This window comes from Pseudomonas sp. JV241A, from assembly GCF_900275665.1.
GTDB lineage: Bacteria > Pseudomonadota > Gammaproteobacteria > Pseudomonadales > Pseudomonadaceae > Aquipseudomonas > Aquipseudomonas wadenswilerensis.
This window is the reverse complement of the sequence record NZ_OPYO01000025.1, coordinates 176092-202697: the sequence shown is the minus strand read 5'-3', so window position 1 is coordinate 202697 and position 26606 is coordinate 176092. Positions and strand designations below refer to the sequence as shown.

Genomic DNA, 26606 nt, shown 5'->3' with positions numbered 1-26606 from the left:
GCGGCACAAGGAGTGAAAGATGTCATTCAATATCGGCCTTAGCGGTCTCTATGCAGCCAACAAGCAACTGGACGTGACCGGCAACAACATCGCCAACGTCGCCACCACCGGTTTCAAATCGTCGCGCGCGGAATTCGCCGACGTCTACTCGGCCAACAAGCTGGGCGTTGGCACCAGCAACATCGGTAACGGTGTGCGCCTGGCAGCGGTATCGCAGCAGTTCAAGAACGGTGAAATCAACAACACCGGCAACGTGCTGGACATGGGCATCCAGGGTCAGGGCTTCTTCGTGCTGAGCGACAACGGCTCGCTCAGCTACACCCGCGCCGGTGCCTTCCAGACCAACAAGGACAACTACGTCGTCACCGCTGACGGCCTGCGCCTGCGCGGCTACGGTGTCGATGAAAACGGCAAGATCATCAACGGCGTGCTGACCGACCTGAAGATCGATACCTCGGCGCTGGCGCCCAAGAGCACCACTTCGATCGACCAGGGGTTGAACCTGAACTCGTCGGACAAGATCATCCCGGCGGCCACCACTTTCAGCCCGACTGACGAAAACAGCTGGAACAAGACCTTCGCCACCAAGATCTACGACAGCCAGGGTAATGAGCACGTCATGGATCAGTACTACGTCAAGACCGGGACCAACACCTGGAAGTCGTACACCCTGATCGATGGCCGCAACCCGCTGAACCCGGCCGAAGAGCCGCCAAAGGCGCTGGAAGGCACCATCGAGTTCAACTCCGACGGTAGCGTCAAGACCATGACTGCCGGTGCCGCGGGCTCGGGTTACGAGGTGGTCAACAAGGTCTTCAAGTTGACCGGCTGGATCCCTGCCGAAGTGACCAATCCGAATGCCAAGCCTCCGGTCTGGGGTACCAACGGTTCGGCCGCCAACGCTGGCGGCATCGCCATCGACATGACCGACACCACCTCGTACAACACCCCGACCACGCGCCTGTCGCAAAGCCAGGACGGTTACGCTACCGGGATTCTGTCGAGCCTGAGCATCGACTCCAGCGGCGTGATGTTCGCAAGCTTCAGCAACCAGCAGTCGCGCGCCATCGGCCAGGTCGCCATCGCCAGCTTCGCCAACGAGCAGGGCCTGCAACCTATGGGTGGCACCCGCTGGACCGAAACCTACGCGTCGGGTATTCCGGGAATCGATGCGCCGAAGACCGGCACCCTGGGCGCTATCGCTTCCAACTCGCTGGAAGACTCCAACGTCAACCTGACCAACGAGCTGGTCGAGCTGATCAAGGCGCAGAGCAACTACCAGGCCAACGCCAAGACCATCTCGACCCAGAGCACCATCATGCAGACCATCATTCAGATGACCTGATGCGGGTGTGAGGTAATCGGTGTGAGCGGACCCCTTTCTCGGAAGGGGTCTTGCATTTCAGAGGTATCGATCATGTTGCAACGATTGCTGATGGCGCTGTTCGCCGTGCTGTTGATGAGCCAGGCCTGGGCTGATGCCGCGCCCTGGTATCGCTGGGAAAGCCAGGTCACCGGGCGCCTGGTGTGCGCACAGTTTGCGCCGGGCGAGGGCTGGAAGCGTTTTGCCGGTCCGTTCAATAACGCGGCTTGCCGCGACCACTGAGCTTGCCGCTAGCGGCAAACTGGCGCCGTATTTTCGACGGCGCATCTTCTGCGTGAGATCTCGCGCGCGCTTGAACCCCTTGTCTTTCGGGCGTTTTCCGCCTTTTTCAAAAGTTGGTTTGAAACTTGCTTCAGGCTCTGCAAAGCAGCGGCGGACGGCAAGTGTTCGCCAGCGCAGCGGAGGATGACTGTGGACAAGATGCTATACGTGGCCATGACCGGCGCCAGCCAGAACGCGCTGGCGCAGAAGGCCCATGCCAACAACCTGGCGAACATTTCCACCAGCGGTTTTCAGCGTGACCTGGAGCAGGCGCGCTCGATGCCGGTATTCGGTGACAGCTTTCCGGCGCGGGCCTATGCCATGACCGAGCGCCCGGCCACTGATTTCAGCCCGGGCTCGATGCAGGAAACCGGCCGTGACCTGGACATCGCCATCGGCGGCGACGGCTTCATCGCCGTGCAGGCCCCGGATGGCAGTGAAGCCTATGTGCGCACCGCCAGCCTGAACATTGACGGTCTGGGTGTGCTGCGGGCCGGCAACGGTATGCCGGTGATGGGCAATGGCGGGCCGATTGCCGTGCCGCCAGAGCAGAAGGTCGAGGTTGGCCAGGACGGCACCATCAGCATCCGCGCCATGGGCGAGGGCCCGCGGGTCATGGCCGAGGTCGACCGGATCAAACTGGTCAACCCGGACCTGAAGAACATGACCAAGGGCCTGGACGGCTTGATCCACACCAAGAACGGCCAGCCTGCCGTCGCCGATGCCAACGTCCAGGTGGTCTCCGGTTTCCTGGAGTCGAGCAACGTCAATGCGGTCGAGGAAATGACCTCGGTGCTGGCGCTGTCCCGTCAATTCGAATTGCACATCAAGATGATGACCACGGCCAAGGAAGGCGACGAAGCCATGGCTCGTGTTTTGCAAATCGGCTAATAACACAGACGTAGCGCCGTAAAACAGGCGCGCGAGGAGAACAGCATGCTTCCGGCTCTTTGGGTCAGTAAAACCGGTTTGTCCGCCCAGGACACCAACTTGACCACCATTTCCAACAACCTGGCCAACGTTTCGACCACCGGCTTCAAACGTGATCGCGCCGAGTTCCAGGACTTGCTCTATCAGATCAAGCGTCAGCCAGGTGCCCAGTCGACCCAGGACAGCGAACTGCCGTCGGGCCTGCAAGTGGGTACCGGTGTGCGCATCGTCGGCACCCAGAAGAACTTCAGTACCGGTAGCCTGCAGACCACCGAGAACCCGTTGGACATGGCGGTCAACGGTCGTGGTTTCTTCCAGATCCTGCAGCCTGATGGCACTGTTTCGTACAGCCGTGACGGTACCTTCCACCTGAACTCCGATGGCCAGATCGTCACCGCCAACGGTTTTGCCCTGGAGCCCGCGATCGTCGTGCCGCCAGACGCGCAGACGTTCACCGTCGGCCAGGACGGCACCGTGTCGATCACCACTGCCGGCAACCCGGCGGCGCAGATCATCGGCAACATCCAGACCGCCGACTTCATCAACCCGGCCGGCCTGCAGGCCATGGGCAGCAACCTGTTCCTGGAAACCGCCGCCAGCGGCGCGCCGCAAATCGGTACCCCGGGCCTCAACGGTTTTGGCGTGGTACAGCAGCAGACCCTGGAGAACTCCAACGTCAGCACCGTGGAAGAGCTGGTCAACATGATCACCACCCAGCGTGCCTACGAAATGAACTCCAAGGTCATTTCCACCGCTGACCAGATGCTCTCGTACGTTACCCAGAACCTGTAAGTGAAGTCTTCGAGGTCGCTTGAACGGCGCCTGTTACACCGTGAGGTCAGAGTCATGAGTCGTTTGTTTTGCATGCTAGCCCTGAGTGGGATCGCCTTGCTGGCCGGTTGCGTCGCGCCGACGCCCAAGCCCAACGATCCCTACTACGCGCCGGTATTGCCGCGCACGCCATTGCCGGCGGCGGCCAACAACGGCTCGATCTACCAGGCCGGTTTCGACCAGAACCTGTACAGCGATCGCAAGGCTTTCAGGGTCGGTGACATCATCACCATCACCCTCAACGAGCGCACCCAGGCGAGCAAGAACGCCAACTCGCAGATCGCCAAGAACAGCAAGGCCGAACTCGGCCTGACCTCGTTGTTCGGCAGCAGCGTGACCACCAACAACCCGTTCGGTGATGGCGACCTCAGCCTCAGCGCCGGCTACAGCGGCGACCGCTCAACCAAGGGTGACAGCAAGGCGGCCCAGGGCAACACCCTGACCGGCTCGATCACCGTCACCGTTGCCGACGTGCTGCCCAACGGCATCATTGCCGTGCGCGGCGAGAAGTGGCTGACCCTCAACACCGGCGATGAGCTGGTGCGTATCGCCGGGATGATCCGTGCCGATGACATCGCCACCGACAACACCGTGCCTTCAACCCGTGTCGCCGATGCACGCATCACCTACTCGGGTACCGGCTCGTTCGCCGATGCCAGCCAGCCGGGTTGGCTCGACCGGTTCTTCATCAGCCCGCTTTGGCCTTTCTAGGTTCGGATGACCATGTTCAACTTCAAGCAGCTGATTGCCGCTACGATTCTGCTGTCCACTGCGTTCGCCGTGCAGGCCGAGCGTCTGAAGGACATCGCCAGCATTTCCGGCGTGCGCACCAACCAGCTGATCGGCTACGGCCTGGTGGTGGGGCTCAACGGTACGGGTGACCAGACCACCCAGACGCCGTTCACCCTGCAGACCTTCAACAACATGCTCTCGCAGTTCGGCATCAAGGTGCCGCCGGGGTCGGGCAACGTGCAGCTGAAAAACGTTGCCGCGGTGTCGGTGCATGCCGACCTGCCGGCGTTCGCCAAGCCGGGTCAGGTGGTGGACATCACCGTCTCGTCGATCGGTAACTCCAAGAGCCTGCGCGGCGGCAGCCTGCTGATGACACCGCTCAAGGGTATCGATGGCAACGTTTATGCCATCGCCCAGGGCAACCTGGTGGTGGGCGGTTTCGATGCCGAGGGCCGCGACGGTTCGAAGATCACCGTCAACGTGCCATCGGCCGGTCGTATCCCGGGCGGCGCCTCGGTCGAGCGCGCCGTACCCAGCGGATTCAACCAGGGCAACAGCCTGACCCTGAACCTCAATCGCCCGGACTTCACCACTGCCAAGCGCATCGTCGACAAGGTCAACGAACTGCTCGGCCCGGGTGTAGCCCAGGCCCTGGATGGGGGGTCGGTGCGGGTCACTGCGCCGCTCGATCCAAGCCAGCGGGTCGACTACCTGTCGATCCTCGAGAACCTCGAGATCGATCCGGGCCAGGCCGTGGCCAAGGTCATCATCAACTCGCGTACCGGCACTATCGTCATCGGCCAGAACGTCAAGGTGTCGCCAGCGGCGGTCACTCACGGCAGCCTGACCGTGACCATCACCGAAGACCCGATCGTCAGCCAGCCGGGGCCGTTCTCCAATGGTGAAACCGCCGTGGTGCCGCGCTCGCGGGTCAATGCCGAGCAGGAAGCCAAGCCGATGTTCAAGTTCGGCCCGGGTACCACCCTGGATGAAATCGTCCGTGCGGTAAATCAGGTGGGTGCTGCACCCGGTGACCTGATGGCGATCCTTGAAGCCCTGAAACAGGCCGGCGCCTTGCAAGCCGACCTGATCGTGATCTGAGGGGGCTGGCCATGGATATGCCGAAAAGCGCATTCAATGCCGCCGATACCGGGGCTTACACCGACCTCAATCGTCTGAACTCGCTGAAGGTCGGCGATCGCGACAGCGACGCCAACCTGCGCAAGGTGGCCCAGGAATTCGAGTCGTTGTTCCTCAACGAGATGCTCAAGTCGATGCGCTCGGCCAGCGACGTGCTGGCCAAGGACAACCCGCTCAATACCGAGACCACCAAGCAGTACCAGCAGATGTACGACCAGCAGCTGGCGGTGAGCATGTCCCGCGAGGGCGGCGGTATCGGTCTGCAGGAAGTGCTGATGCGCCAGTTGTCCAAGCAGAAGGCCAGCGCCGCGACCAACAACAGCCCGTTCCCGCGGGTGGACACCCAGCAGCGTCCATTGTGGGCGGCCAAGGTGGCCGAGCCTGTGCGCAGCGAAGAAACCGCCGTCACCCGCAACGATATGGCAGCGCTCAACTCGCGTCGCCTGGCCCTGCCGGGCAAGCTGACCGATCGCCTGCTGGCCGGCATCGTACCGTCGGCCGGCGCCGCTGCGGCCACCACCAACACCGCAGCCTTGCCGCAGCGCACCACGGCCATGACCGATGCCGTGGTCAAAGGCGACTGGCAGTCGGCGCAGAGCTTTGCCGCGCCGGGCTCGATGCGCATCTATGGTCGCGCCGTGGCCCAGCCGCCGCTGGCACCGGCCAAGCGTGCGTTCGGTTCTTCCGATGAATTCGTCGCCACCATGTTGCCGATGGCCGAGCAGGCCGCCAAGCGCATCGGTATCGATCCGCGCTACCTGGTGGCCCAGGCGGCGCTGGAAACCGGCTGGGGCAAGTCGGTCATGCGTCAGGCCGATGGCAGCAGCAGCCACAACCTGTTCGGCATCAAGGCCACCGGCAACTGGCAGGGCGGCCAGGCGCGGGCGATCACCAGCGAGTTCCGTGACGGTCAGTTCGTCAAGGAGACCGCGGCGTTCCGTTCCTATGATTCCTACCAGGACAGCTTCCATGATCTGGTCAGCCTGCTGCAGAACAACGCGCGCTATAAAGATGCGGTCAAGGCTGCCGATAAACCGGAACAGTTTGTACGCGAGCTGCAGAAAGCCGGTTACGCAACCGACCCGGATTACGCGAGCAAGATTTCGCAGATCGCCAAACAGATGAAATCGTACGAAAGCTACGCAGCGATTGGCACTACAACGAAACTATAAGGTTTGAACCATGGCGAGTTTGATCAACATCGGGATGTCGGGGCTCAACGCCAACCAGGCGGGCCTGCACACCACGGGTAACAACATTGCCAATGCCGATGTTGCCGGTTATTCGCGCCAGCAGAACGTGCAGCGGGCCAGCGGCGCGCAGCAGGTTGGCAATGTCTTCATCGGCACCGGCACGACCCTCTCCGATGTGCGCCGGGTGTACAATGCCTACCTTGAAAGCCAGCTGCGTACCACCACCTCGCTGAGCAGTGATGCCGCCTCGTACCTGAAGCAGGTCGGGCCGATCGACCAGATACTGTCGGGCGCCGATACCGGCATCACCGGCGCCTTGAAGAGCTTCTTCAGTGCCTTGCAGAGTTCTGCTGCCAAGCCTAATGAAGATGCGTCGCGCCAGTTGCTGCTGACCAGCGCGCAATCGCTGAGCAAGCGCTTCAACACCATCGCCAACCAGCTCAACGAACAGAACAGCAACATCAATGGCAACCTGGCTTCGATGGCCGACCAGGTCAACAAGCTGTCAGCGACCATTGCCCAGTACAACGATCAGATCTCCAGGGTAGCGGTGGTGCAGGGCACCCCGAACGACCTGCTCGACCAGCGTAATGAAGCGGTGCGCCAGCTCTCCGAGCTGGTCGGTACCCAGGTGGTCGAGCGCGAAGGCAACCTCGACATCTACCTGGAAAACGGCCAGCCGTTGGTAATGGGTAAAACCACCAATACCCTGCAGACCGTGCCGAGCAAGAACGACCCTACCCGGGTCAGCGTGCAGATCAACCGTGGCACTACCACCATGGATGTCACCTCCAGCCTCAAGGGCGGTGAGATGGGCGGCCTGCTGCGCTATCGCAGTGAAGTGCTGGACCCGTCGCTGAATGAACTGGGGCGCGTGGCCCTGGTCATGGCCGACCGCATCAACAGCCAGCTGGCACAGGGCATCGACAAGAACGGCGAGTTCGGCGCGGCCCTGTTCAACAACATCAACAGCCCCGAGCTGATCAGCCAGCGCAGCATCGCCCAGGCGGGCAATAGCGCAGGCTCCGGCAACCTCGATGTGACCATCAAGGACACCGGCAAGCTGAGCACCAGCGACTACCAGGTGACCTTCACCAGTGCCACCGGCTACAGCGTCAAGAAGCTGCCGGAAGGCAGCGTCATCGGTTCCTACGATCTTACCGACGATCCGGCGCCGGTCATCGACGGTTTCAGCCTCAACCTCAATGGCGGTGCGGTGAAGGCCGGTGACACCTTCAAGATCACCCCGACACGCAATGCCGCGACCAACCTGGACACCGTCCTTACCGATCCCAAGCGCCTGGCGCTGGCATCGCCGCTGACTTCCACCAGCGGTGCCGGCAACAAGGGCACCGGGATCATCGGCCAGCCAAACCTGACGTCGACCCTGGACATCTACGATCCGGCCCAGCGCCTGGACCTGCAGAACGGCCTGAAGTATTCGACCCCGGTAAAGCTGGTGTTCGGTGACGAAAAGGTCAACCCGCAAACCTACAAGCTGCTCGATGCCAAGGGTGGCACGCTGGGTACCGGCACCATTATTCCGGGCCAGGAAAACAAACTGCAGTTCTCGGTGCCGATGGTCGACTCCACCGGCGCAGCGATCAAGGATGCCAATGGTAACCAGAAGTCCTTCACCTTCGACATGAGCGTGTCGGGCGCGCCCAAGGAAGGTGACAACTACACCGTCGGCATGACCGGCTCGGGTTCGGACAATAATCGCAACGGCCAGGCGGTGATCGACCTGCAGACCAAGGGTACCGTCGAAGTCGGCGCCAATGGCAAAGGCATCAGCTTGACCGACGCTTACGGCAAGCTGGTGGAAAACGTCGGCGGCAAGACCGCCCAGGCGCAGATGGATGTCGACTCTACCGGCGCTCTGCATGAGTCGGCCAGGGCCTCGCGCGATTCGCTGTCGGGCGTGCAGCTCGATGAAGAGGCCGGCAACCTGATCAAGTTCCAGCAGTACTACACGGCCTCGTCGCAAATCATCAAAGCGGCGCAGGAAATCTTCTCCACGCTGATCAACGCCCTTTAAGGAGTGGTAGACCGTGCGTATTTCTACTTCCCAGTTCTACGAAACCAGCTCCGCGAACTATCAGCGCAACTTCTCCAATGCGGTCAAGACCGGCCAGCAAGCCAGCGACAACATTCGCGTGCGCACCGCTGCCGATGATCCGGTTGGGGCTGCTCGCCTGCTGCAACTGCAACAGCAGAGCAACCTGATCGACCAGTACGATGGCAACATCACCAACGTGCGCAACAGCCTGGGCACCTCCGAGGCGACCCTCAACGGCATTACCAACGTCCTGGCGCGGGTCAAGGAACTGGCCATCGGTGCCGGCAGCGGCGGCTACACCGACACCGACCGAAAGGCCAATGCCCAGGAGCTGGCCCAGCTCGAAGAGCAGCTCTACAACCTGATGAACAGCCGTGATGAAAACGGCAAGTACCTGTTCTCCGGTTCCCGTGGCGATACCCCGCCGTACGTGCGTAATGCCGATGGCACCTATACCTACCAGGGCGACCAGAGCACCCTGAACCTGCAGGTCGGTGACATGCTCAGCATGGCCACCAACGAGAGTGGCTACAGCGTGTTCGAACAGGCGCTGAACACCAGCCGCAGCCAGACCAAGCTGACCTCGCCGGCAGTGGATGACGGCCGGGTCGGCCTGTCCAATGGCCAGGTCTCCGGCAGCACCCAGTACAACGATCGCTTCCGCGGTGGCGAGCCGTACACCATCACCTTCACCAGCAGCACGCAGTTCAAGGTCACCGACGCGGCGAACAACGACGTGACCCTGGAGGCAACCGGCGAAGGTAAGTTCGATCCGAGCAAACCGGGTAGTGTTACCTTCCGTGGTGTCGAGATGATCCTCGATATCAACTTGACGGAAGCGGACAAGCCCAACGCTGATGCGCTGATCGCCGGCCATACCTTTTCGCTCGGCTCCAAGCCAGATGAAGTCAGCGGTTCGCGCAGCCCCGGCAATACTTCGTCGTCGCAGATCACCGGCGCCAAGATCACCGACTCGACTGCCTACCACAATGCCTTCCCCGGCGGTGGCGCAGTCATCAAGTTCACCAGCGCTTCAGGCTACGAAGTCTATGCTCAGCCCTTGGGGCCAGACGCGCGCCCGGTTGCCACTGGCACGCTGACCGGTACCCCGGCAACCAAGGCCACGATTGCCGGTGTCGATTTCGATTTCTCGGCACCGCCAGCTGCTGGCGACCAGTTTTCGGTCAAGGTCGATAACCACCAGACCCAGAACATCCTCGATACCATCTCGGCGTTTCGCAAGGCGCTGGAGCTGCCGGTGGACAAAGATCTGGCGTCACGGCAGAAGTATCAGGGGGCCTTGCAATCGGCAATCGGTAACCTGGACAGCGGCGCCAACAAGGTCGCCGAAGCCATCAGTTCCATCGGTGCCCGCGGCGCTGCACTCGATGTTCAGGCCGAAACCAACGAAAGCCTGAAAATGGCCAACACCAAGACGCAGAGCTCGATCCGTGACGCCGACCCGGCCGAGGTGCTGATTCGCCTCAACCTGCAGCAGACCATGTTGCAGGCCTCGCAACTGGCGTTCACCAAGATCTCCTCGCTGAGCCTGTTCAATCGCCTCTGACAGGTTCTCACCGCAGTACTGACCGTTGCGCCGCCTCCCGCTGGGGGGCGGGCAACGGATCCTCTCCAGGTTTCCCATCGTGAACGAACAGCCACTAGTCAGCGTCGCCATTCCCGCCTTCAACCCCGAATCTCTGGCTCGGGCACTGCAAAGTGTCATTGCGCAGCAATACGACAATCTCGAAGTAGTCGTGTGCGATGACAGTCCCGGGGACGAAGTCAAGGCGATCGTCGATCAGTTGGCGGTTCAATCACCGTACCCGCTGCGTTATGTGCGCAACCCGGGCACCCTGGGGTTTGCGCGTAATCTGCTGGTGTGCCTGGAGCACGCCCGCGGCAGCTTGATCAAGTTCCTGTGCGATGACGATTGGCTGCTCGATGGCTGTATCGCACTGCAGGCTGCGACGCTGGAGCAGTGCCCTGATGTGAGCATGGTGATAAACCAGCGCCTGCTGTGCGCCTTCGACGACGCCTTGTTGCCATCGCGAATGGTCAATTTCGTGATTTCCGCGGAAAGTGCGGTGATCAATGGCGGTGACCTGCTTGAGATCATCTCGGCCAACGGGGTTAACCTGATTGGCGGCATCAGTCACGCTTTGTTCCGAAGGCTCCAGGTCGAAGAGTTTCTCGCCCAGTTGGTACAGGATGGTCATGGCTTCTCTGCACGCCTGGATATCGCCTTGTACATCTGCTTGCTGCGTCGCGGGCACCTGGCCAGTCTGAAAGACGTGCTTAGCGTCGAGCGCATGCATGCCGGGCGGCTAAGCCATCATGCCGGCACGCAGCTGGCATTTACCCACGAAACGGAATGGCTGCTGCAGATGCTGGCCTCACGGGCCAGTGAAGCGGCACCCGCTACCGGCTGGGTGCGTTACGTGCCTATTGCGCTGTACAGCGAGGGGCCGGACAAGGCTTGGGAAGAGTACGAACTGAACCGCCTGTATTCTGCCCAGTTTGCTCGTTGTCAGGAGCAGGTTGGCAGTCAAAGCCTGAGTTTTGCTGACGTCTACGCCGAGTGGCTGGAGTGCCGGAAACTGTCGCCAGCGCAGGAGCGCTCATTGCCCAAGCGCATCGAGCGATGGCCGCATCGGCCGCGCATTGTGGTCGCGGTTTTTGATCCGCAAGGTGATGCGCTGGCGTTGAAGCTGACACTGCAAAGCCTTCAGGCCCAGTCCTATGCCGCCAGTCAGGTCTGGGTGCTGAGCACGCAGGAAGGTCAGGTGGGCAGTGGGGCCGGGGTACAGCATATAGCCCTGCGTGATGAGGGTTTCGGCCAGCTAAACGAGCGCCTGGCAGGTGCTGATCAGGCTGACTGGATCTACCTGCTGCAGGCCGGTGACCGTCTGCATCCACATGCCTTGGTGATCATGGCCGAGCGTATGGCCTTGCGGACCGGCGCAACCTGTCTGTACACCGACGAGGGCAGCAACGACAACCTGCAAGCCGGCCAGCCGATCTTCAAGCCGGATTTCAACCTCGACCTGATGCGCAGTTTGCCCTACGTGGGACGCATGTTGGCATTCGATTGCGCCAAGACCCTGGCGCTGGGCGGGTTCTCCCAGGACTTTGGCGTGCTGGCACCTCAGGATTTGCTCTGGCGAATGGTTGAAGCCGAAGGCCTGCACGTGGTCGAGCATGTTGCCGAGCTGCTCGTGGAGTGCCAGGCCGATTATGGCCAATGGTTGATTGACCCGGCCTGCCTGGCCCAGGCCCCGCGGATTCTGAAGGCGCACCTGCAGCGCCTGGGTGTGGCCGCAAAGGTGGCCAGTGCCGAGGGTACCTTGATGTCGAGGGTGCTGTATCAGCATGGGCAGTTGCCGGCGGTGTCGATCATCATCGACGCGGGAGACGATCTGCCTGTATTGCGGCGCTGCGTGGAGTCGATTTTCGAACACACGGCCTATGCCAACTACGAGGTGCTGGTGCTTGCCACTGGCAATGAGCCGGCGCCGATGCTGGACTGGTTCAGCGCCATGCGTAGCCTGGGCAGCGAACAGTTGCGCATCCTCGATGTTGCGGTGCCGGGTGTGCACCAGCGGATCAACCAGGCCAGCACTCAGGCACGTGGCGCTTATCTGCTGCTGCTCGATGCCGCTTGCATGATCTTTGACGGGCAGTGGCTGGGCGAGCTGATGAGTCAGGCGCAGCGTCCGGAAGTTGGCGTGGTGGGGCCCAAGCTGTGTGCCAGCAACGGTTCGGTGGTGGGCGCGGGCCTGGTGCTGGGCCTGCACGGCCCGGCCGACAGCCCGTTTGTGGGGCTTGCGGCGGATGCCAGCGGCTACATGAACCGCCTCACTACCGTGCAGAACTGGAGTGCTGTCAGCGGCGATTGCCTGCTGGTGCGCGGCGACATCTTTGCCGAGCTTGAAGGCCTGGCCGCAGACCAGTACCTGAACGATTGGCTCGACGCCGACTTCTGCCTGCGGGTTCGCGACCTTGGCTATCTGGTGGTGTGGACCCCCTATGCGCTGGTCGCCCGGCTGGCAGCGGCAGGGCGCACGCCAGCTGTCTCAGGCAGGGCACAGGATCGCGATGCCTTCTACCAGCGCTGGCTATCACGGGTTGCCTATGATCCGGCATACAACCGCAACCTGCACCTGACGATGTCCAGCTTCAGCCTCGACCCGGGCTTGCGCAGCGGCTGGGACCCGTTCATCAGTCGCACCTTGCCCTATGTCCTGGGCTTGCCGATCAATACTACGGCGATCGGTCACTACCGGGTGTCCCAGCCATTGTCGGAACTGGAGCGTGCCGGCTGGATTCAGGGCCGGGTCAATTACTCGACCCCGGGCGTCATCGAGCTTGAGCGAGACAAGCCGGACGTGATTATTCTCCAGTGCCGCTACATGAGCAGTTCGCTCGACGATTTTGCGCGTATCAAGCGATTCTCCAATGCCCGGCGAATCTACGAGATCGATGACTACATCCTCGACCTGCCGGAGAAAAACGACCACGGCCGCAACATGCCGGGCAACATGCGCGAAATGGTTTCCCGTGGCGTTGCGATGTGCGACCGCCTGGTCGTATCGACCCAGCCACTGGCGGATGCCTTGTCGAGCATGCATCAGGACATCCGCGTGGTGCCGAACATGCTGGCGTCGCAGTTGTGGCTGGGCTTGAACAGCCGCCGCCAGACCTCGTCCAGGCCGCGTGTCGGCTGGGCCGGTGGCACCAGCCATCGGGGCGATCTGGAGCTGATCGCCGATGTGGTCAAGGCGTTGGCCAACGAGGTCGACTGGGTGTTCTTTGGCATGTGCCCGGACATCCTGCGCCCGTATATCAAGGAATTTCACAGCGGTGTCGGCCTGCACTTGTATCCGCAAAAGCTGGCCAGCCTGGACCTGGACCTGGCGCTGGCGCCGCTCGAGGTCAATTTGTTCAACGATTGCAAGAGCAACCTGCGCCTGCTTGAGTATGGTGCCTGCGGGTTCCCGGTGATCTGTACCGACACCAAGGCTTATCAGGGCTACTTGCCCTGTACGCGCGTGCTGAGCAACACCGCACAGGAATGGCTGGAGGCGATCCGCATGCACCTGGCTGACCCGCAGGCCAGCTACCGGCAGGGCGATGCGCTGCGCGAGGCGGTGCTGCGAGACTACGTACTGACCGAGCACAATTTGCAGCAATGGGCCAACGGCTGGTTGGCCGATTGATCGAACGGGCCGGCTTGCCGGCCTTGTCAGCAACAGAACAACGAGAGCATCAGGTGCGCTATGGGTGAAAAAGCATTGGAGTCGGCGGTATTTCTGGACGATGTAACCGTCGTTTTGCTGGGGCAGAATGATCCTGGTTACAGCGGTCGTGCCGCCCACTACTACCGGGCACGCTTCCGTCACCAGGTGACGGTGGCGGTGCCTTGCCAGCAAGCATCGAGCGCGGTCTGGAAGGCGCAGTTGCTTGCAGCGCTGGAGCAGGTCGAAACGCCCTTTGTGGTGCTTGCGCTGGACAGTGACTTCCTTTTGGCCGATGCCTTGAGTGCCCAGGCCCAGGCCCTGCGGGTGGAGCCTGAATACCTGATGGCCCAGGGGTACTCGCTGGGTTATTGCCCTGGCAACAGCGAGGTGGCCTATTACAAGTTCGGTGCAGCCTTGGGCGCCAACGCAATCGCTGAAACCGCTCGTGAGCGTATTGCGCGGCATGGTGAGCACGCATTGCAGGCCTGGCGGGCATTGGTGCGGGTCGAGAGCTTGAAGGCGGTGCTGGCTGATGCACCGCTGGGCCTGGAGTTCGAGGGCTGGTGCGTGGCGCTGTCCTATGGGCTGCTGGCACAAGGTGCGGTCAAGGTGTTGGCGCAAGCCAGTCTCATCAGCGAGTACCGCCCATCATCGTCCCCGCAGGGTGCGGCACAAGAGCAGCTCAACCAAACCGTGCGCCTGATTCGCCAATGGGATGAGCAACATGGCCAGGTATGCGCCGATGCCCAGGGTTTCGAGGTGCTCAACGCGTTCGTGCGCAATAGCCATGAAGGGCGTCAGGCGCCGTTGCTCTTCACCTCGCGCTGGAGCAGCGTAGTGACTGAGCCCGAGCGCAGTTTCGAGCCGCGCCAGTTTGTCGAAATGCCGTACTACAACGCGGTGTTGTTCGGGCAATTGCGGGCGCTGGAGTTTCTGCTGCATGCCTGGCCAGCCGGGCAGGCGCACAAGAACTCACTGGAAGGTACCTGGGTACGCCAGCAGGCGTTGCTGGTGGTCCAGCCCAACGACACTCAGGAAAGCCTCAAGGCGCGCTACTTGCAGGCTTTCGGCCTGGGGCTGTTCAATCCGCAGGTCTGCCAGCGCCTGCTCGCTACCCTGGACAGCAAGGACGATCAGACACTGATCCAGGTGCTCAGCCGGTGGCTCGAACAGCTCGAAGAGTTGCCGGGTTCGAATGTACAGCCGTTGCTGGCCGCTACGCCGTCGGGCAAGGTGCTGGCGGCCATTGCCGCCGCGACGCCAGACAGCGCCGCGCGCAAGCGCATCCTGGGTCACCTGGGGAAAAAACGGTCGCCGCAGATGGCCTTCCTGGTGGTCGACCTGGATGACAGCGACATTGCATTGCAGGATACCTTCGACAGCCTGCTGGCCAGCGGCCTGCGCAACTTCAAGATCGTGGTGTTCAAGGTCGGCCAGTTGCCAGCGATCACCACGGCCAAAGACACCCTGCATTTCATCAAGGTGAGCCCCGGCAACCTGGTCGCGCATATCAACCAGGTAGTGCGGCAGTTGTCCAGCGACTGGTTGATGCTGCTGCAGGCTGGCGACGTGCTGGCCGAAGGTGGGTTGTTGCGCCTGCAGGTCGAGTTGGCCGGCGCCGATGCTTGTCATGCTATCTGCGCCAACGTCGTGCAGCGTGACCAGGACGGGCGCCTGCTCAGTATTGTCCGCCCCGGTTGCAACCTGGACTTGCTGCGTAGCCGTCCGGACCTGATGTCGCGGCATTGGCTGGTGCGCCGCGACAGAGTGGTCGCATTGGGTGGCTACAGCGAACATTGTGCGCAGGCGCTGGAGTTCGATCTGCTGCTCAGGCTGGTGGAAGAGCAGGGTGTTGGCGGCCTGGCCCATCTGGATGAGTACCTGGTGATCGGTCAGTGCGCCCGTGAGAGCATGGCGGATGCAGCGCTGGCGACCCTCAAGCGCCATCTGGGCGTGCTCGGCTACAACAGTCAGGTGAGTGAAAGCGCTGACGGCGGCTTCCAGATCGACTACCGTCATTCGCAGTCGCCGCTGGTCAGCATCCTGTTGCCGGCCGGTGATGACATCGCCCAGCTCAAGACTTGCCTGGCGAGCATTGTTCAGCGCACCCGCTATCCGCGCTATGAAGTGATAGTGGTCAGCTCTGGCGCTGCGGCCGAATCGACTGCCGCCGGTCTGGGCGATCTGCAGTTGAGTGGCCGGGTAAAACTCCTGACCAGTGCGCAACCGCTTGAGCATGTGCAGATGATCAACGAGGCGGCGGCCCAGGCCCAGGGTGAATACCTGATACTGCTCTCCAGTCGCAGCCAGGTGCTTTCTCCGTCCTGGATCGAAGCCTTGCTCAATCAGGCCCTTCGGCCGGAAGTCGGTGTGGTGGGTGGCCAGATGCACGACGAGGCGGGGTTCATTACCCATGCCGGTTACGAGCTGCTGGATACCCAGCAGGTGCGCGGTGCGTGGCTGGGGGCCTCGCGCGACACCGTCGAATCGATGCTGGGGCTGGCGCAGGTGCGTAGCGTTGCCGCGGTCAGCGAAGACTGCCTGATGGTGCGCAAGGAGTTGCTCGAGCACTGTGCCGGCTTGCAAGTGATTGACGGTGCCGATATCGACCTTTGCCTGAAGGCGGCCGAAGCGGGCCTGATGGTGATCTGCACGCCTCTGGCGCAATTGCTCAACGCGGGCGTGCCGCTGCTTGATCAGGCGCAGCAGCAGGTCCTGGCTGCGCGCTGGCCATCGGCATTCAACGTAAGGGCGCGGGTGGATGAGCGCCATGGCGTGGATGTTTCCCGAATGGTCGCGCCAGGCGAGGCGGTCCAGTTGCACTGGTTGGCCGACTTGCAGTAATACCTCAAGCAAATGAAAAAGCCGGGTTCCCACCCGGCTTTTTCATGGCTGCTGCATCGGTTCAACCAGGCATCCAGGCCGCTCGCCAGGTTTGCAGGTACGCGTCATCGAGCAGGCCTTGCTCGATCACCTGCTGACGCAGTCTGGCGCCTTTCTGGCGGGTTGCCTGCGGCTGCTCAAGGTGCTCGGTGAGTGCCTGCGACCAGGCTTGCAGGTCGTTGGCGACCCGCGTGACCTGATAAGGGCCATGCAAGGCCTGGACATCACTGCAGATGACCGCGTAGCCGCACGCTCCCATCTGCAGCAGCGGCAAGGCGCTGGCGCAGCGATCGAAGGTGCTGTCCCCCAGCACCACCAGGGCGATGTCCAGGTTCAGGCTCGCCATGATTGCCGGCTTGTCTTGCAGTTGGCCGTCGTGGACCTCCTTGGCAAGAGGGCGCAAATGCATGGGCACCTCCCCCCACAGCACCCATTCGACCTGGTCGGCCAGTTGCCGGACCAGACCGTCGAGGAGTAATCCGCTGCTGTGCTGGCGGCTGTCGAAGGCGCAGCCAACCCGCGGCTTGCCTGGCAGGCGTTGCGCCAGGGGCAGGTTCAGCCATTGCTTGCCAAGGCGGCTCTCGACCACGCGAATGTCTGCGTGCACGCCTTCCAGGGCTTCGGCCAGCGCTTGGGTCGGGACGATGATCCGGTCGACATGTCGGGCAGCCTGGTGCAGCGCATCCCAACCGCGTTGCTGATCGCAAGCCAGTGGTCCTTCGAGGGCTGGCAGGAAGCAATCCACCTCAAGGATCTTGAAGGCCTTGCTCAACTGCTCAACGCGGTGCATTTGCGCCAGGCGCTGCAGGTCAGTGTGGCGCTGGAACACAATGACGTCCGGCTGCAGGCGCTCAAGGGCGACCGGGCTCAGCACGCTGCTGCTCAGGCAGCCATCGACGAAGCCGCTGTTGCGCAGTTGTTCGAAAGGTTGTGCCAGGCGTTCCGGCGCCGGGTTTGCCCCCTGCGCCGGGTGGCCCAGCACCACTGGCAGCGGGCGCCAGGACAGGGGTTTCCAGGTCAGGCCATGATTGCCTTCAAGTTCGAATCCATTGCCTCGCAGCGACAGGTTCTTGTTATAGGCCGGGTCGTTGGCCAGCACCGCCAGCCATTTGTCATAAGCGTTCTGCTGATCGAGGTAGTAGCGCTGTTTGTTGTGTGGTTGCTTCCTGGCTTCAGTCCAGCTCGCTCCGCCTTCATGCAGCAGCACTGCGTGTGCAGTCCAGACATTCAGGTAGCCCAGGTCGGCCACCTTCAGGCACAGGTCCAGGTCGTTGCAGGTGATCTGGAAAGCGGTCTCGTCCATGCCGCCGGCTTCGATGTACAGCGCCGTGCGGATCATCAGGCAGGCCGAGCTGACCGCGCTGAGGTTCTGGTCGACCAGCAAGCGCTGCAGGTAGCCACTGGCACTGGCGGGCTGATCGAGGAAGGGGCTGCTGGCTGGCCCGCGCAGGCCACTGATCAGGCCGGCGTGCTGGAGTTTGCCATTGGCACCGAGCAATTTGCCGCCCACCACGCCGACTTCGGGACGCAAGGCATGGTTGAGCAACGCGTCCAGCCAGTCTTCGCGAATGGCCACGGTATCAGGGTTGAGCAGCACCAGATACTCGCCGTGCGCCTGGCTGGCCGCCAGGTTGTTGATGGCACTGGGGTTGTAGGCGTAGGGGTAGCGCAGCACGCGCAACTTGTCGCCGCCCACCGAGGCCATCTCGTCGAGCCAGGTCAGGGTCTCGGGTTGCTGGCTGTCGTTGTCGACCAGAATCACTTCGAAGTGCGGATAGCGCGTGCACGAAAGCAGGCTTTCAACGCAGCGCTGCAGCAGCGGCAGTTGGTCGTGGGTGGCAATCAGGATCGACACCAGCGGTTGCTGCTGGTGGCCATACTTGAGGTGGTAATGGCGAGCGGGTTCCTCAACAACCCGGGCATCGGCATAGCCACGATTGGCCAGGTGGCGCAGCAGGGCCTGGCGCTCGTCAGGGTTGTGGTCCAGGGTCGGGCTGTTGCTGATCACCAGGGGTTCGTCGAGGTGGGCAATGCCGCTCATGCCGCCGCTTTCGATCAGGCGCAGGATCAGGTCCAGCTCAAGGGCCTGGGGCAGTTTTAGGTCGTAACCGCCGACCTGCAGGGCCACTTCGCGGCGCACCAGCCAGTGGCTGGCCATGGCCAACGGCAGGCTCAACAGGTAATCGAGGTTGGCGCAGGGGCGCAGCACCGCACCGGGTCCATCCGCCGAGCGGAACATGCCGTCGCAGTACAGCATCCGGCAGCCCTCGGCGCCGGGCAGTTCGAGGTCGAGCATCAAGGTGCCGGCCGGCAGCATTTCATCACCGGCGCTGAGCAGCATGAACCAGTCGCTGTCAGTGGCCTTGATTACCTCGTTCAACGCCATGGCGCCTGGTTCGGCACAGTACAGCCATTGCCGGTTGTCTGGCAGTTGGTCCGGGCCCGGGCGTGTGCTGAGGACCACGGTTTCTATGGCGATCGAAGAGGTCGACTGCCAGAGTTCCAGGCTTTCCAGGGTGTCGGCAAGCGCCCGAGCATCACCCAGGGGGTCGCGTACCAGCACGGTCAGGCTGGTATGACCGCGCAACTGCTGGCGGCGCTGATCCACCAGGTGCTGCTGAATCGGGGTCAGCATGCGGTTGAGCAGCCATTCCCTGATGCTGGGTACATGGCTGTCGGTAAGGTGCTCGCGTGTCGCTTGCTGGGTCAGCTCGACAAAGTGCTGCAGTTGTGGCCAGAAGTGCGTCTCGACATCCAGCAGGCGCTGGCGCGCCAGCATCACCGAGGCGCGTGCGCGTTCCAGTCCGCCAGGCTCTTCGTACATCGCGGCACCGGCATTGCCGATGTGCTCGGTAAACGGCAATTCATGTACCCGCCCACCACGCAGGTAGATCACCGGGCAGCCGCACAGCAGGGCCTCGCTGCAGGTTGCCGAGATTTCATAGCTGTACAGGGTCTCGGCAGTCTGGAAGATCTCTGCCAGTTGCGCCAGGGTCTTCGGATTGCGCAGGCTCAGGATTTCGATGTCGTCGGGCAGCAGCGAGTAATCCACCTGGCTGGCATCGAAGCGGTGCAAGTACAGGTAGTTGCCCTTGCGCTGTACCGGGGTTGGCAGGGGCGCGAACAGGTTGGTATCGATGACCGGTAGGGTCAGCATGTTGGCCAGTGACTTGCCGTCGCGGAAATCATGGGCGAAGTAAAAGAACAGGTCGCTCGGTTCGCTGTCCAGGTACTTGCCGGAAATGTACGCATCGCTGTTGAGCATGTAGCGTGCAACCACCGGGCAGTCCAGCGGGTTGCCACCGAGGATCTCGGGGTAGACGGCGATAGGGGCGACGCCGATTGCCAGGTGATGGCGGCGGATTTCTTCAGTCAGTTCCGGGGTGCGCAACCGCGGATTTCGCACCTTGCAGCCAAACACGTAGGCTTCCTGGCCGGTCAGGTTCAGGGCGTGGCACAGGTAGTGCAGCGTACAGATGCCGGAAGAGGTTTCGCGGTAGTCGGGTGCATAGATGTAATACGGGTTGCTGGGTTTTCCATGCAGGGATGGAGCGCTCATACGGTTCCCTTGGGCAGCGAGGTTTTGGCCGGTGGTGAGTGCGCGATACGAGCTCGCGCATCCTTTATTGATTGGGTGTCGCCCGGGCTGACAGCAGCACATCGATGATGCGCGTCTGGGTCTGGTCATCCAGCTCCGGGTGGATCGGCAGGCACAGCACCTGGCGGGAAATCTTCAGGGCTTCTCCCAGCTTGCCGGTGTCGGCGCTGGGCAGGTTCCGGTACATGGGAAATTCGCAGATCAACGGGTAGAAGTACCGGCGTACGAGGATGTCTTCGGCACGGTAACGCTCGTAGAGGGCGTCGCGACTGCTACCGAACCGTTCGCCATCGACCAGGATAGGGCAGTAGGCGTAGTTCCATTGCAGGTCATCGGGTGCCTGCAACAGGCTGATGCCATCCACGCCCTCGAGTGCGCTGCGATAGCGTTGGTAAACCTGGCGGCGACGGTCAATGGCATCTTCGATATGGCGCAATTGCAACACCCCGAAGGCCGCTTGCAGCTCGTTCATCTTGCCATTGATGCCGGGTGCCATGACGGTGACTTCATCGGCAAAGCCGAAGTTCTTCAGGTAGTCGATGCGGCGTTTGAGCTTTTCGTCCTGACAGATGATGGCCCCGCCTTCAATGGTGTTGAACACTTTGGTGGCGTGGAAACTGAGGATCGAAAGGTCGCCATGGTTGAGGATGCTGGTGCCGTTCTGGCGTACGCCGAAGGCATGGGCGGCATCGTAGATGACCTTAAGGCCATAAGTGTCGGCAACCTGCTGGATGCCTTCGACATCGCAGGGTATTCCATAGCAGTGCACCGGCAGGATCGCCGTGGTCGCTGGCGTGATGGCCTCGATGATGCGCTGCGGGTCGAGGTTGTTGGTGCGCGGGTCGATGTCGACGAACACCGGCTTGAGGTTGTTCCACAGCAACGAGTGGGCGGTGGCTACGAATGAGTAGGGCGTGGTGATGACTTCGCCGGTAATGCGCAGGGCCTGCAGCGCAGTCACCAGGGCCAGGGTGCCGTTGCTGAACAGCGAAATGTGCTTGACCCCCAGGTATTCGGCCAGTTCTTTTTCCAGCTGCTGGTGGTATGGGCCGCAGTTGGTCAGGAATTTACTGTCCCAGATTTTCTCCAGGTAAGGGATGAATTCTTCCAGGGGCGGTAGCAGCGGGCTGGTTACAGTAATGGGTTTGGCCATGGGAGCGTTGCTCGGGAATGACTGAAAAATGGCAACCCGCCGTGCTGGCGGCCTGCTGTATTAATGAGGCCGGTGGATAAAGGGCGCAGGGCGCCATGAAACCGACAGTTGGCCTTTGACTGAGAATGGCTTCAGCAAAAAACTGGCCAATTGTGCGGTGGTGGCTCTGTAGTGGCCACTTTGCCGCGATACGGACTGGCAATCCGTCGCCGGTTTTGTGTAATGAGTGTGCAACAGTGACTTGGCAGTCGAAACGTGCATCTTTAATCTATTGAGTCGCCGGGCGGTACTGGAGGGCGGGGTGCGCGCAGGCTCGCAAGCCCTTGGTTACCAGGTTCCAGTGCCCGTGAAAATCCGCATTAATATCGGGAAGCCACAATGATTGGCATCAAAAGCATTGCGAGTTACGTACCCGTCGAGGGCGTGGACAACTACGCCCAGGGTGCGAAGTTCGCCAAGGACCAAGAATTCATTCTCGGCAAGATCGGCTCGACCTTCTTGCCGCGTAAAGACGCAGGTCAGGAAACCTCCGACCTGTGTGTGGAGGCAGTCAAGGCTCTGTTCGCGGCCAACCCGAGCCTGTCGCCAGCGTCCGTCGATGCCCTGATTGTCGTTACCCAGAATGGTGATGAAGAAGGGTTGCCGCATACTGCGGCCATCGTTCAGGACAAACTGGGCCTGCCGACCCATGTGGCGGCCTTCGATATTTCCCTGGGCTGCTCGGGCTATGTCTATGGCCTGTATGCCATGAAAGGCTTCATGGAAGCGGCGGGGCTGAAAAACGGCCTGCTGATCACCGCTGACCCCTACTCGAAGATCGTCGACCCGGAAGATCGCAACACCACCATGCTGTTCGGTGATGCCGCTACCGTCACCTGGATGGGCGAGGGCGCCCACTGGCAATTGGGCAAGGCCAAGTTCGGTACCGACGGTGGCGGCGCTGCGCACCTGAAGGTCAGTGACGGGGTGTTCTTCATGAACGGTCGTCAGGTCTTCAACTTTGCCTTGCTCAAGGTGCCGGCGCACCTGCACGAGCTGTTGGGCGAAAGCCAGTTGGCACCGGCGGATATCGATCTGTTCTGCATCCATCAGGGCAGTGCGGCGATTGTCGATGCAGTCGCCCGGCGCTTCGAGGATGACCCGGACAAGTTCGTCAAGGACATGGTCGAGACCGGTAATACCGTGTCGTCGAGCATTCCGCTGCTGCTGGAAAAACACGTGCTCGGTTCTCAGCACAAGCGCGTCGCCCTCAGTGGTTTTGGTGTTGGCCTGTCCTGGGGGTCGGCGATCATCGAACGCAAGGATTGAGATAGAGCCTTGCCGTTTAAAAAGCGCTGCCGGTTGCACCGGTGGCGCTTTTTTTATGCCTGCCGTTGGTGTGAAAGTGGTTTTTCTGGCGTCAAACCCTTGATTTCATTGGGGTGGCAGGGTGCCATTAAAAAAATTCTAAAAAGCCCTAAAGCAACCGCGCCAGACGACGATAACTATTACGAAGGTTCTCTAGGCCACACCCGGCGGATGCCAGGGCCGGAAGCCGCAGTATCCCAAACACGAGGAATTCGTCATGGCATTAACCGTTAACACCAACACTACCTCCCTGGGCGTTCAGAAGAACCTGAACCGCGCTTCCGACGCTCTGAGCACCTCGATGAGCCGTCTGTCCTCCGGCCTGAAAATCAACAGCGCCAAAGACGACGCCGCCGGCCTGCAGATCGCTACCCGTATGACCTCGCAAATCCGCGGTCAGACCATGGCAATCAAAAACGCCAACGACGGTATCTCGATCGCCCAGACCGCTGAAGGCGCGATGCAAGAGCAGACCAACATTCTGCAGCGTATGCGCGAACTGGCTCTGCAATCGCGAAACGACTCCAACGACTCGACTAACCGTGACTCGCTGAACAAAGAGTTCGGGCAGATGGCTGCCGAACTGACCCGTATCGCTCAGTCCACCCAGCTGAACGGCAAGAACCTGCTGGACGGTTCGGCTAGCGTCATGACCTTCCAGGTCGGTTCCAACACTGGTACTGAAAACCAGATCAAGCTGGACCTGAGTGGCAAGTTCCTGGCCAGCGACCTGGGTATCACCGCTGCAATCACCATCGCCGGTAGCGACAGCGCCACTGCTGAAGCCAACTTCTCCTCGGCAATGGCTGCAATCGCTTCTGCACTGGACACCATCGGTACCAAGCGTGCCGACCTGGGTGCTGTGCAAAACCGTATGACCAGCACCATCAACAACCTGCAAAACATCAACGAAAACGCCGAAGCTGCTCGTGGTCGCGTACAAGATACCGACTTCGCTGCTGAAACCGCTCAGATGACCAAGCAACAGACTCTGCAGCAAGCTTCGACTTCGGTACTGGCCCAGGCTAACCAACTGCCTTCCGCCGTACTGAAACTGCTGGGCTAATCGCTCGACAGCTGTCGGCGGGGGAGTGCACCTGTTGCACTCCTCCGCCTTTTTCATTGAGAGGTGGTAGACATGGATATGAGCGTAAAGCTGAACCTGTCCTATCCGACGGTGAAGCCGGTCGAACAGACCGCTGAGCGTCCTGCGGTCAAGCCCGTAGAAGACGTCAAGCCGGCGAAGGAAGCCACCGAAAGTGGTGTGTCCGAAGCTGAGAAGGTGAAGAGCGCAGTCAAGGATATCGAGAAGTTTCTCGCTTCCTCGCGCCGTAATCTTGAATTTTCCACGGATGAAGAATCCGGCAGAATTGTCGTTAAAGTCATCGCCAGCGAGACCGGTGAGTTGATCCGCCAGCTTCCTTCGGAAGAGGCGTTGAAGATCGCTCACAGTCTGAGCGATGTAAACAGCCTGCTGTTCAATGCCAAGGCCTGAAGCTGGCAGCTGAGCCGCAAGTTCGCTAGTCTGGCAAGGCTGGGGCGGCGCGTAACCATGAGGGAGTAGCAATGGCGAGTTCAATTTTACCGAGTATCGGTCTGGGTTCCGGGGTAGACATCAACAAGATCGTTGATGTGCTCGTCAAGGCCGATACCGACCCCAAGGCGAACCAGATCAAGCGCCAGACCGCCAACAACACGGCCATGCTTTCCGGGGTTGCCTCGCTCAAGAGCGCGCTGGCTGAATACCAGGCGGCGATGAAAAAGCTCAATGATCCCAAAGCGCCGGCTTTCAATGCTTTCAGCGCCACATCGAGCAGCGATACCTCGATCAAGGCCACCTCGAACAATACTGCCGTTCCGGGTAGCTACCAGATCAAGGTCACCAATCTTGCCAGCTCGTCCAAGGTTGCCAGCCAGGCGTTCGTAACCGGTGCTGATACCCCGATCCCTGAAGGCGACCTGACAATTACCCAGGATGGCAAGGCGTATACCGTCAAGGTCGGCCCGGGTGCCACGCTGCAGACGGTACGCGATTCGATCAACAGCTCGCTGTCTGATAAAGGCATCACTGCCAACATCGTCAACGGCAAGGATGGCTCGCGCCTGGTGTTTGGTTCGACCACGACTGGCAAGGGTACCGATATTTCAGTGGACGGCATCGCCGAGCTGAAGATCAACGGTACCGACAAGATGGTCGGCGCGGGTGCGGGTTACATCGATAACCTGGCCCAGGATGCACTGATGACGGTCGATGGCCTGGAGGTCACCAGCAAGACCAACACTGTCGACAAGGCTATCAGTGGTTTGAGCCTGGACCTGCTCAAGGCCTCGGGTGATACCATTACCGTCACCGTGGGTGAGAACAAGGAAGGTCTGAAGACCTCCGTTCAGTCCTTCGTCGATGCCTATAACACCTTGGTCAAGACCGCGGCCAAGCTCACTGCCGTCAGCAAGGACGAGGATGGCAAGCCCGTGCTGGGCCCGCTGACCGGTGATGCGACCACTCGCGCACTGCTCAGCGACCTGCGCACGCAGCTGGCCACCGTGGGTTCGGGGAATCGTCTGACCACTCTGGGGCAGTTGGGTATCAACACTGCCAAAGACGGTACCCTCGAGTTCAGTTCGACCAAGTTCGACAGCGCCTTGAAGGATAAGAAGCTCGGCCCTGAGGTGCAGGAGTTGTTCACCGGCACCAATGGTGTGTTCGAGCGCATGAACAAGGCCATCGATCCTTACCTGGTAACCGGTGGTATTCTTGATTCGCGCAAGCAGGGCCTGGACAAGCTGCAAAGTGACCTGGGCAACCAGCAACTGGCCCTGGATCGGCGTATCAAGTCACTGACCGAGTCGCTGACCAAGCGCTACGTGGCCATGGATACCCTGGTCGGCAAGCTCGAAGCCCAGCGTAAGAACATCGCCTCGATGTTCGCCTCGATCGAGGCGCAGCAGAAGAACTCCTGATCGACCGATGTGCCAGAAGCCCGGCAGTACCCTTAGGGGGACTCCGGGCTTTTTGGTGGGCGCACTAAAGTTTTTTGACGCGCAGGCGATACAGGCGGTATATGAAACCTTTTTTGCGGTGACGAGGTAGAGCATGAATCCGATGTTGGCCCTTCGGCAGTATCAGAAAGTCAACGGCGTGGCCCAGACCTCTGTGGCCAGCCCGCATCGTCTGGTGCAGATGTTGATGCAGGGTGGTCTTGATCGCATTGCCCAGGCCAAAGGGGCAATGGCGCGTAACGATATCGCTCAGAAAGGCGTCCTGATCGGCAAGGCGATCGGTATTGTGGGTGGCTTGCGGGAAGGTCTTGACCTGGAAAACCATGCCGACTCGCTGGCCGAGCTGGATAACCTCTACGCCTACATGAGCAAGCGCCTGGTCGAGGCGAATGTGCAGAATGACCCGGAGATCCTCAACGAGGTGGCCCGGCTGTTGATTACCGTCAAGGAAGGCTGGGACGCGATCGGCGATCAACCCGCCGAACTCTAGGAGGCTGTGATGAGTGTCGTGCTCGAACGTATCGAACAAACCCGCGAGGCATTGCTGGGTGCCCTGGCCAGTCGTGACTGGGAGGCGATCAGCGAGCTCGACGTCAGTTGCCGCCTGTGCGTGGACGATGTGCTGGCCGAAGCGTCGGTCGACGAGGCGACACTGCGCAGCAAGCTCGAGGAGCTTCTGGGCGTCTACAGGGAATTAATTGAGGTTGCAAGTGGCGAGCGTCAAACAATAGTCGATGAGATGTCGCAGATCCGGCAAGCGAAAAACGCGGCAAAGGTATACCATTTGTTCAGCTGAAACTGGGCAAAACCAAAAAGCAGTGCGCCATAAATTTGACTATGTACGGTTTTTTGACT

The 26606-nt window shown here is 61.1% G+C and carries 19 protein-coding genes; 17 read left to right on the top strand and 2 right to left on the bottom strand.

The features are described from left to right. Window positions 1-19 precede the first annotated feature (19 nt). From flgE to JV241A_RS16910, 11 genes are all read left to right on the top strand, one after another. Window positions 20-1345: a flagellar hook protein FlgE gene (gene flgE / locus JV241A_RS16960; RefSeq protein WP_134063622.1), complete on the top strand. Its 1326-nt coding sequence runs from the start codon at window positions 20-22 to the stop codon at window positions 1343-1345. A gap of 75 nt (window positions 1346-1420) precedes the next feature. Then, a complete protein-coding gene (locus tag JV241A_RS16955) occupies window positions 1421-1606 on the top strand; it encodes a hypothetical protein (protein ID WP_115088503.1) in 186 nt (61 codons plus the stop codon). Between the two features lie 189 nt (window positions 1607-1795). Beyond that, window positions 1796-2536, top strand: coding sequence for a flagellar basal body rod protein FlgF (locus JV241A_RS16950; protein WP_115088098.1), 741 nt, complete (start codon window positions 1796-1798; stop codon window positions 2534-2536). 45 nt (window positions 2537-2581) lie between these two features. Further along, window positions 2582-3367: a flagellar basal-body rod protein FlgG gene (gene flgG, locus JV241A_RS16945; protein ID WP_115088097.1), complete on the top strand. Its 786-nt coding sequence runs from the start codon at window positions 2582-2584 to the stop codon at window positions 3365-3367. A 54-nt stretch (window positions 3368-3421) separates the two neighbouring features. Next, window positions 3422-4117, top strand: a complete 696-nt coding sequence (gene flgH / locus JV241A_RS16940) for a flagellar basal body L-ring protein FlgH (protein ID WP_134063620.1) — start codon at window positions 3422-3424, stop codon at window positions 4115-4117. Window positions 4118-4129: 12 nt separating this feature from the next. Next, a complete protein-coding gene (locus JV241A_RS16935) occupies window positions 4130-5239 on the top strand; it encodes a flagellar basal body P-ring protein FlgI (protein ID WP_010224970.1) in 1110 nt (369 codons plus the stop codon). An 11-nt stretch (window positions 5240-5250) separates the two neighbouring features. Then, entirely contained in the window at window positions 5251-6450 is a 1200-nt protein-coding gene (flgJ, locus tag JV241A_RS16930; RefSeq protein WP_134063618.1) for a flagellar assembly peptidoglycan hydrolase FlgJ, read from the top strand. A gap of 10 nt (window positions 6451-6460) precedes the next feature. Next, window positions 6461-8509: a flagellar hook-associated protein FlgK gene (gene flgK / locus JV241A_RS16925; protein ID WP_134063616.1), complete on the top strand. Its 2049-nt coding sequence runs from the start codon at window positions 6461-6463 to the stop codon at window positions 8507-8509. Between the two features lie 13 nt (window positions 8510-8522). Further along, the gene (locus tag JV241A_RS16920) at window positions 8523-10097 is read left to right on the top strand and encodes a flagellar hook-associated protein 3 (protein ID WP_134063614.1); all 1575 of its coding nucleotides are present in this window, start codon (window positions 8523-8525) and stop codon (window positions 10095-10097) included. A 79-nt stretch (window positions 10098-10176) separates the two neighbouring features. Then, entirely contained in the window at window positions 10177-13749 is a 3573-nt protein-coding gene (locus JV241A_RS16915; RefSeq protein ID WP_134063612.1) for a glycosyltransferase, read from the top strand. A 60-nt stretch (window positions 13750-13809) separates the two neighbouring features. Continuing rightward, a complete protein-coding gene (locus JV241A_RS16910; protein WP_134063610.1) occupies window positions 13810-16614 on the top strand; it encodes a glycosyltransferase in 2805 nt (934 codons plus the stop codon). A 61-nt stretch (window positions 16615-16675) separates the two neighbouring features. Here JV241A_RS16910 and JV241A_RS16905 read toward each other — a convergent pair whose 3' ends face one another. Both JV241A_RS16905 and JV241A_RS16900 read right to left on the bottom strand, forming a co-directional pair. Beyond that, complete coding sequence (locus JV241A_RS16905) at window positions 16676-20212, bottom strand: glycosyltransferase (protein ID WP_134063608.1); 3537 nt, start codon at window positions 20210-20212, stop codon at window positions 16676-16678. A 64-nt stretch (window positions 20213-20276) separates the two neighbouring features. Continuing rightward, the gene (locus JV241A_RS16900) at window positions 20277-21404 is read right to left on the bottom strand and encodes a DegT/DnrJ/EryC1/StrS family aminotransferase (RefSeq protein ID WP_134063606.1); all 1128 of its coding nucleotides are present in this window, start codon (window positions 21402-21404) and stop codon (window positions 20277-20279) included. A gap of 378 nt (window positions 21405-21782) precedes the next feature. On the opposite strand from JV241A_RS16900, the gene JV241A_RS16895 reads away from it, so the two are divergent. The 6 genes from JV241A_RS16895 to JV241A_RS16870 all read left to right on the top strand — a co-directional run bounded on the left by JV241A_RS16895 (window position 21783) and on the right by JV241A_RS16870 (window position 26547). Next, window positions 21783-22712, top strand: a complete 930-nt coding sequence (locus tag JV241A_RS16895) for a ketoacyl-ACP synthase III (RefSeq protein WP_134063604.1) — start codon at window positions 21783-21785, stop codon at window positions 22710-22712. 256 nt (window positions 22713-22968) lie between these two features. Continuing rightward, on the top strand, window positions 22969-23817 hold the full coding sequence (locus JV241A_RS16890) for a flagellin domain-containing protein (protein ID WP_134063602.1): 849 nt from the start codon (window positions 22969-22971) through the stop codon (window positions 23815-23817). A gap of 72 nt (window positions 23818-23889) precedes the next feature. Further along, a complete protein-coding gene (locus JV241A_RS16885; protein WP_134063600.1) occupies window positions 23890-24246 on the top strand; it encodes a flagellar protein FlaG in 357 nt (118 codons plus the stop codon). Window positions 24247-24317: 71 nt separating this feature from the next. Beyond that, window positions 24318-25712, top strand: coding sequence for a flagellar filament capping protein FliD (gene fliD / locus JV241A_RS16880; RefSeq protein WP_134063598.1), 1395 nt, complete (start codon window positions 24318-24320; stop codon window positions 25710-25712). A gap of 133 nt (window positions 25713-25845) precedes the next feature. Then, complete coding sequence (gene fliS, locus JV241A_RS16875; RefSeq protein ID WP_134063596.1) at window positions 25846-26241, top strand: flagellar export chaperone FliS; 396 nt, start codon at window positions 25846-25848, stop codon at window positions 26239-26241. 9 nt (window positions 26242-26250) lie between these two features. After that, window positions 26251-26547 carry a flagellar protein FliT gene (locus JV241A_RS16870; protein WP_134063594.1) on the top strand — a complete coding sequence of 99 codons (297 nt, stop codon included), beginning with the start codon at window positions 26251-26253 and terminating at the stop codon, window positions 26545-26547. The last annotated feature ends 59 nt before the right edge of the window (window positions 26548-26606 follow it).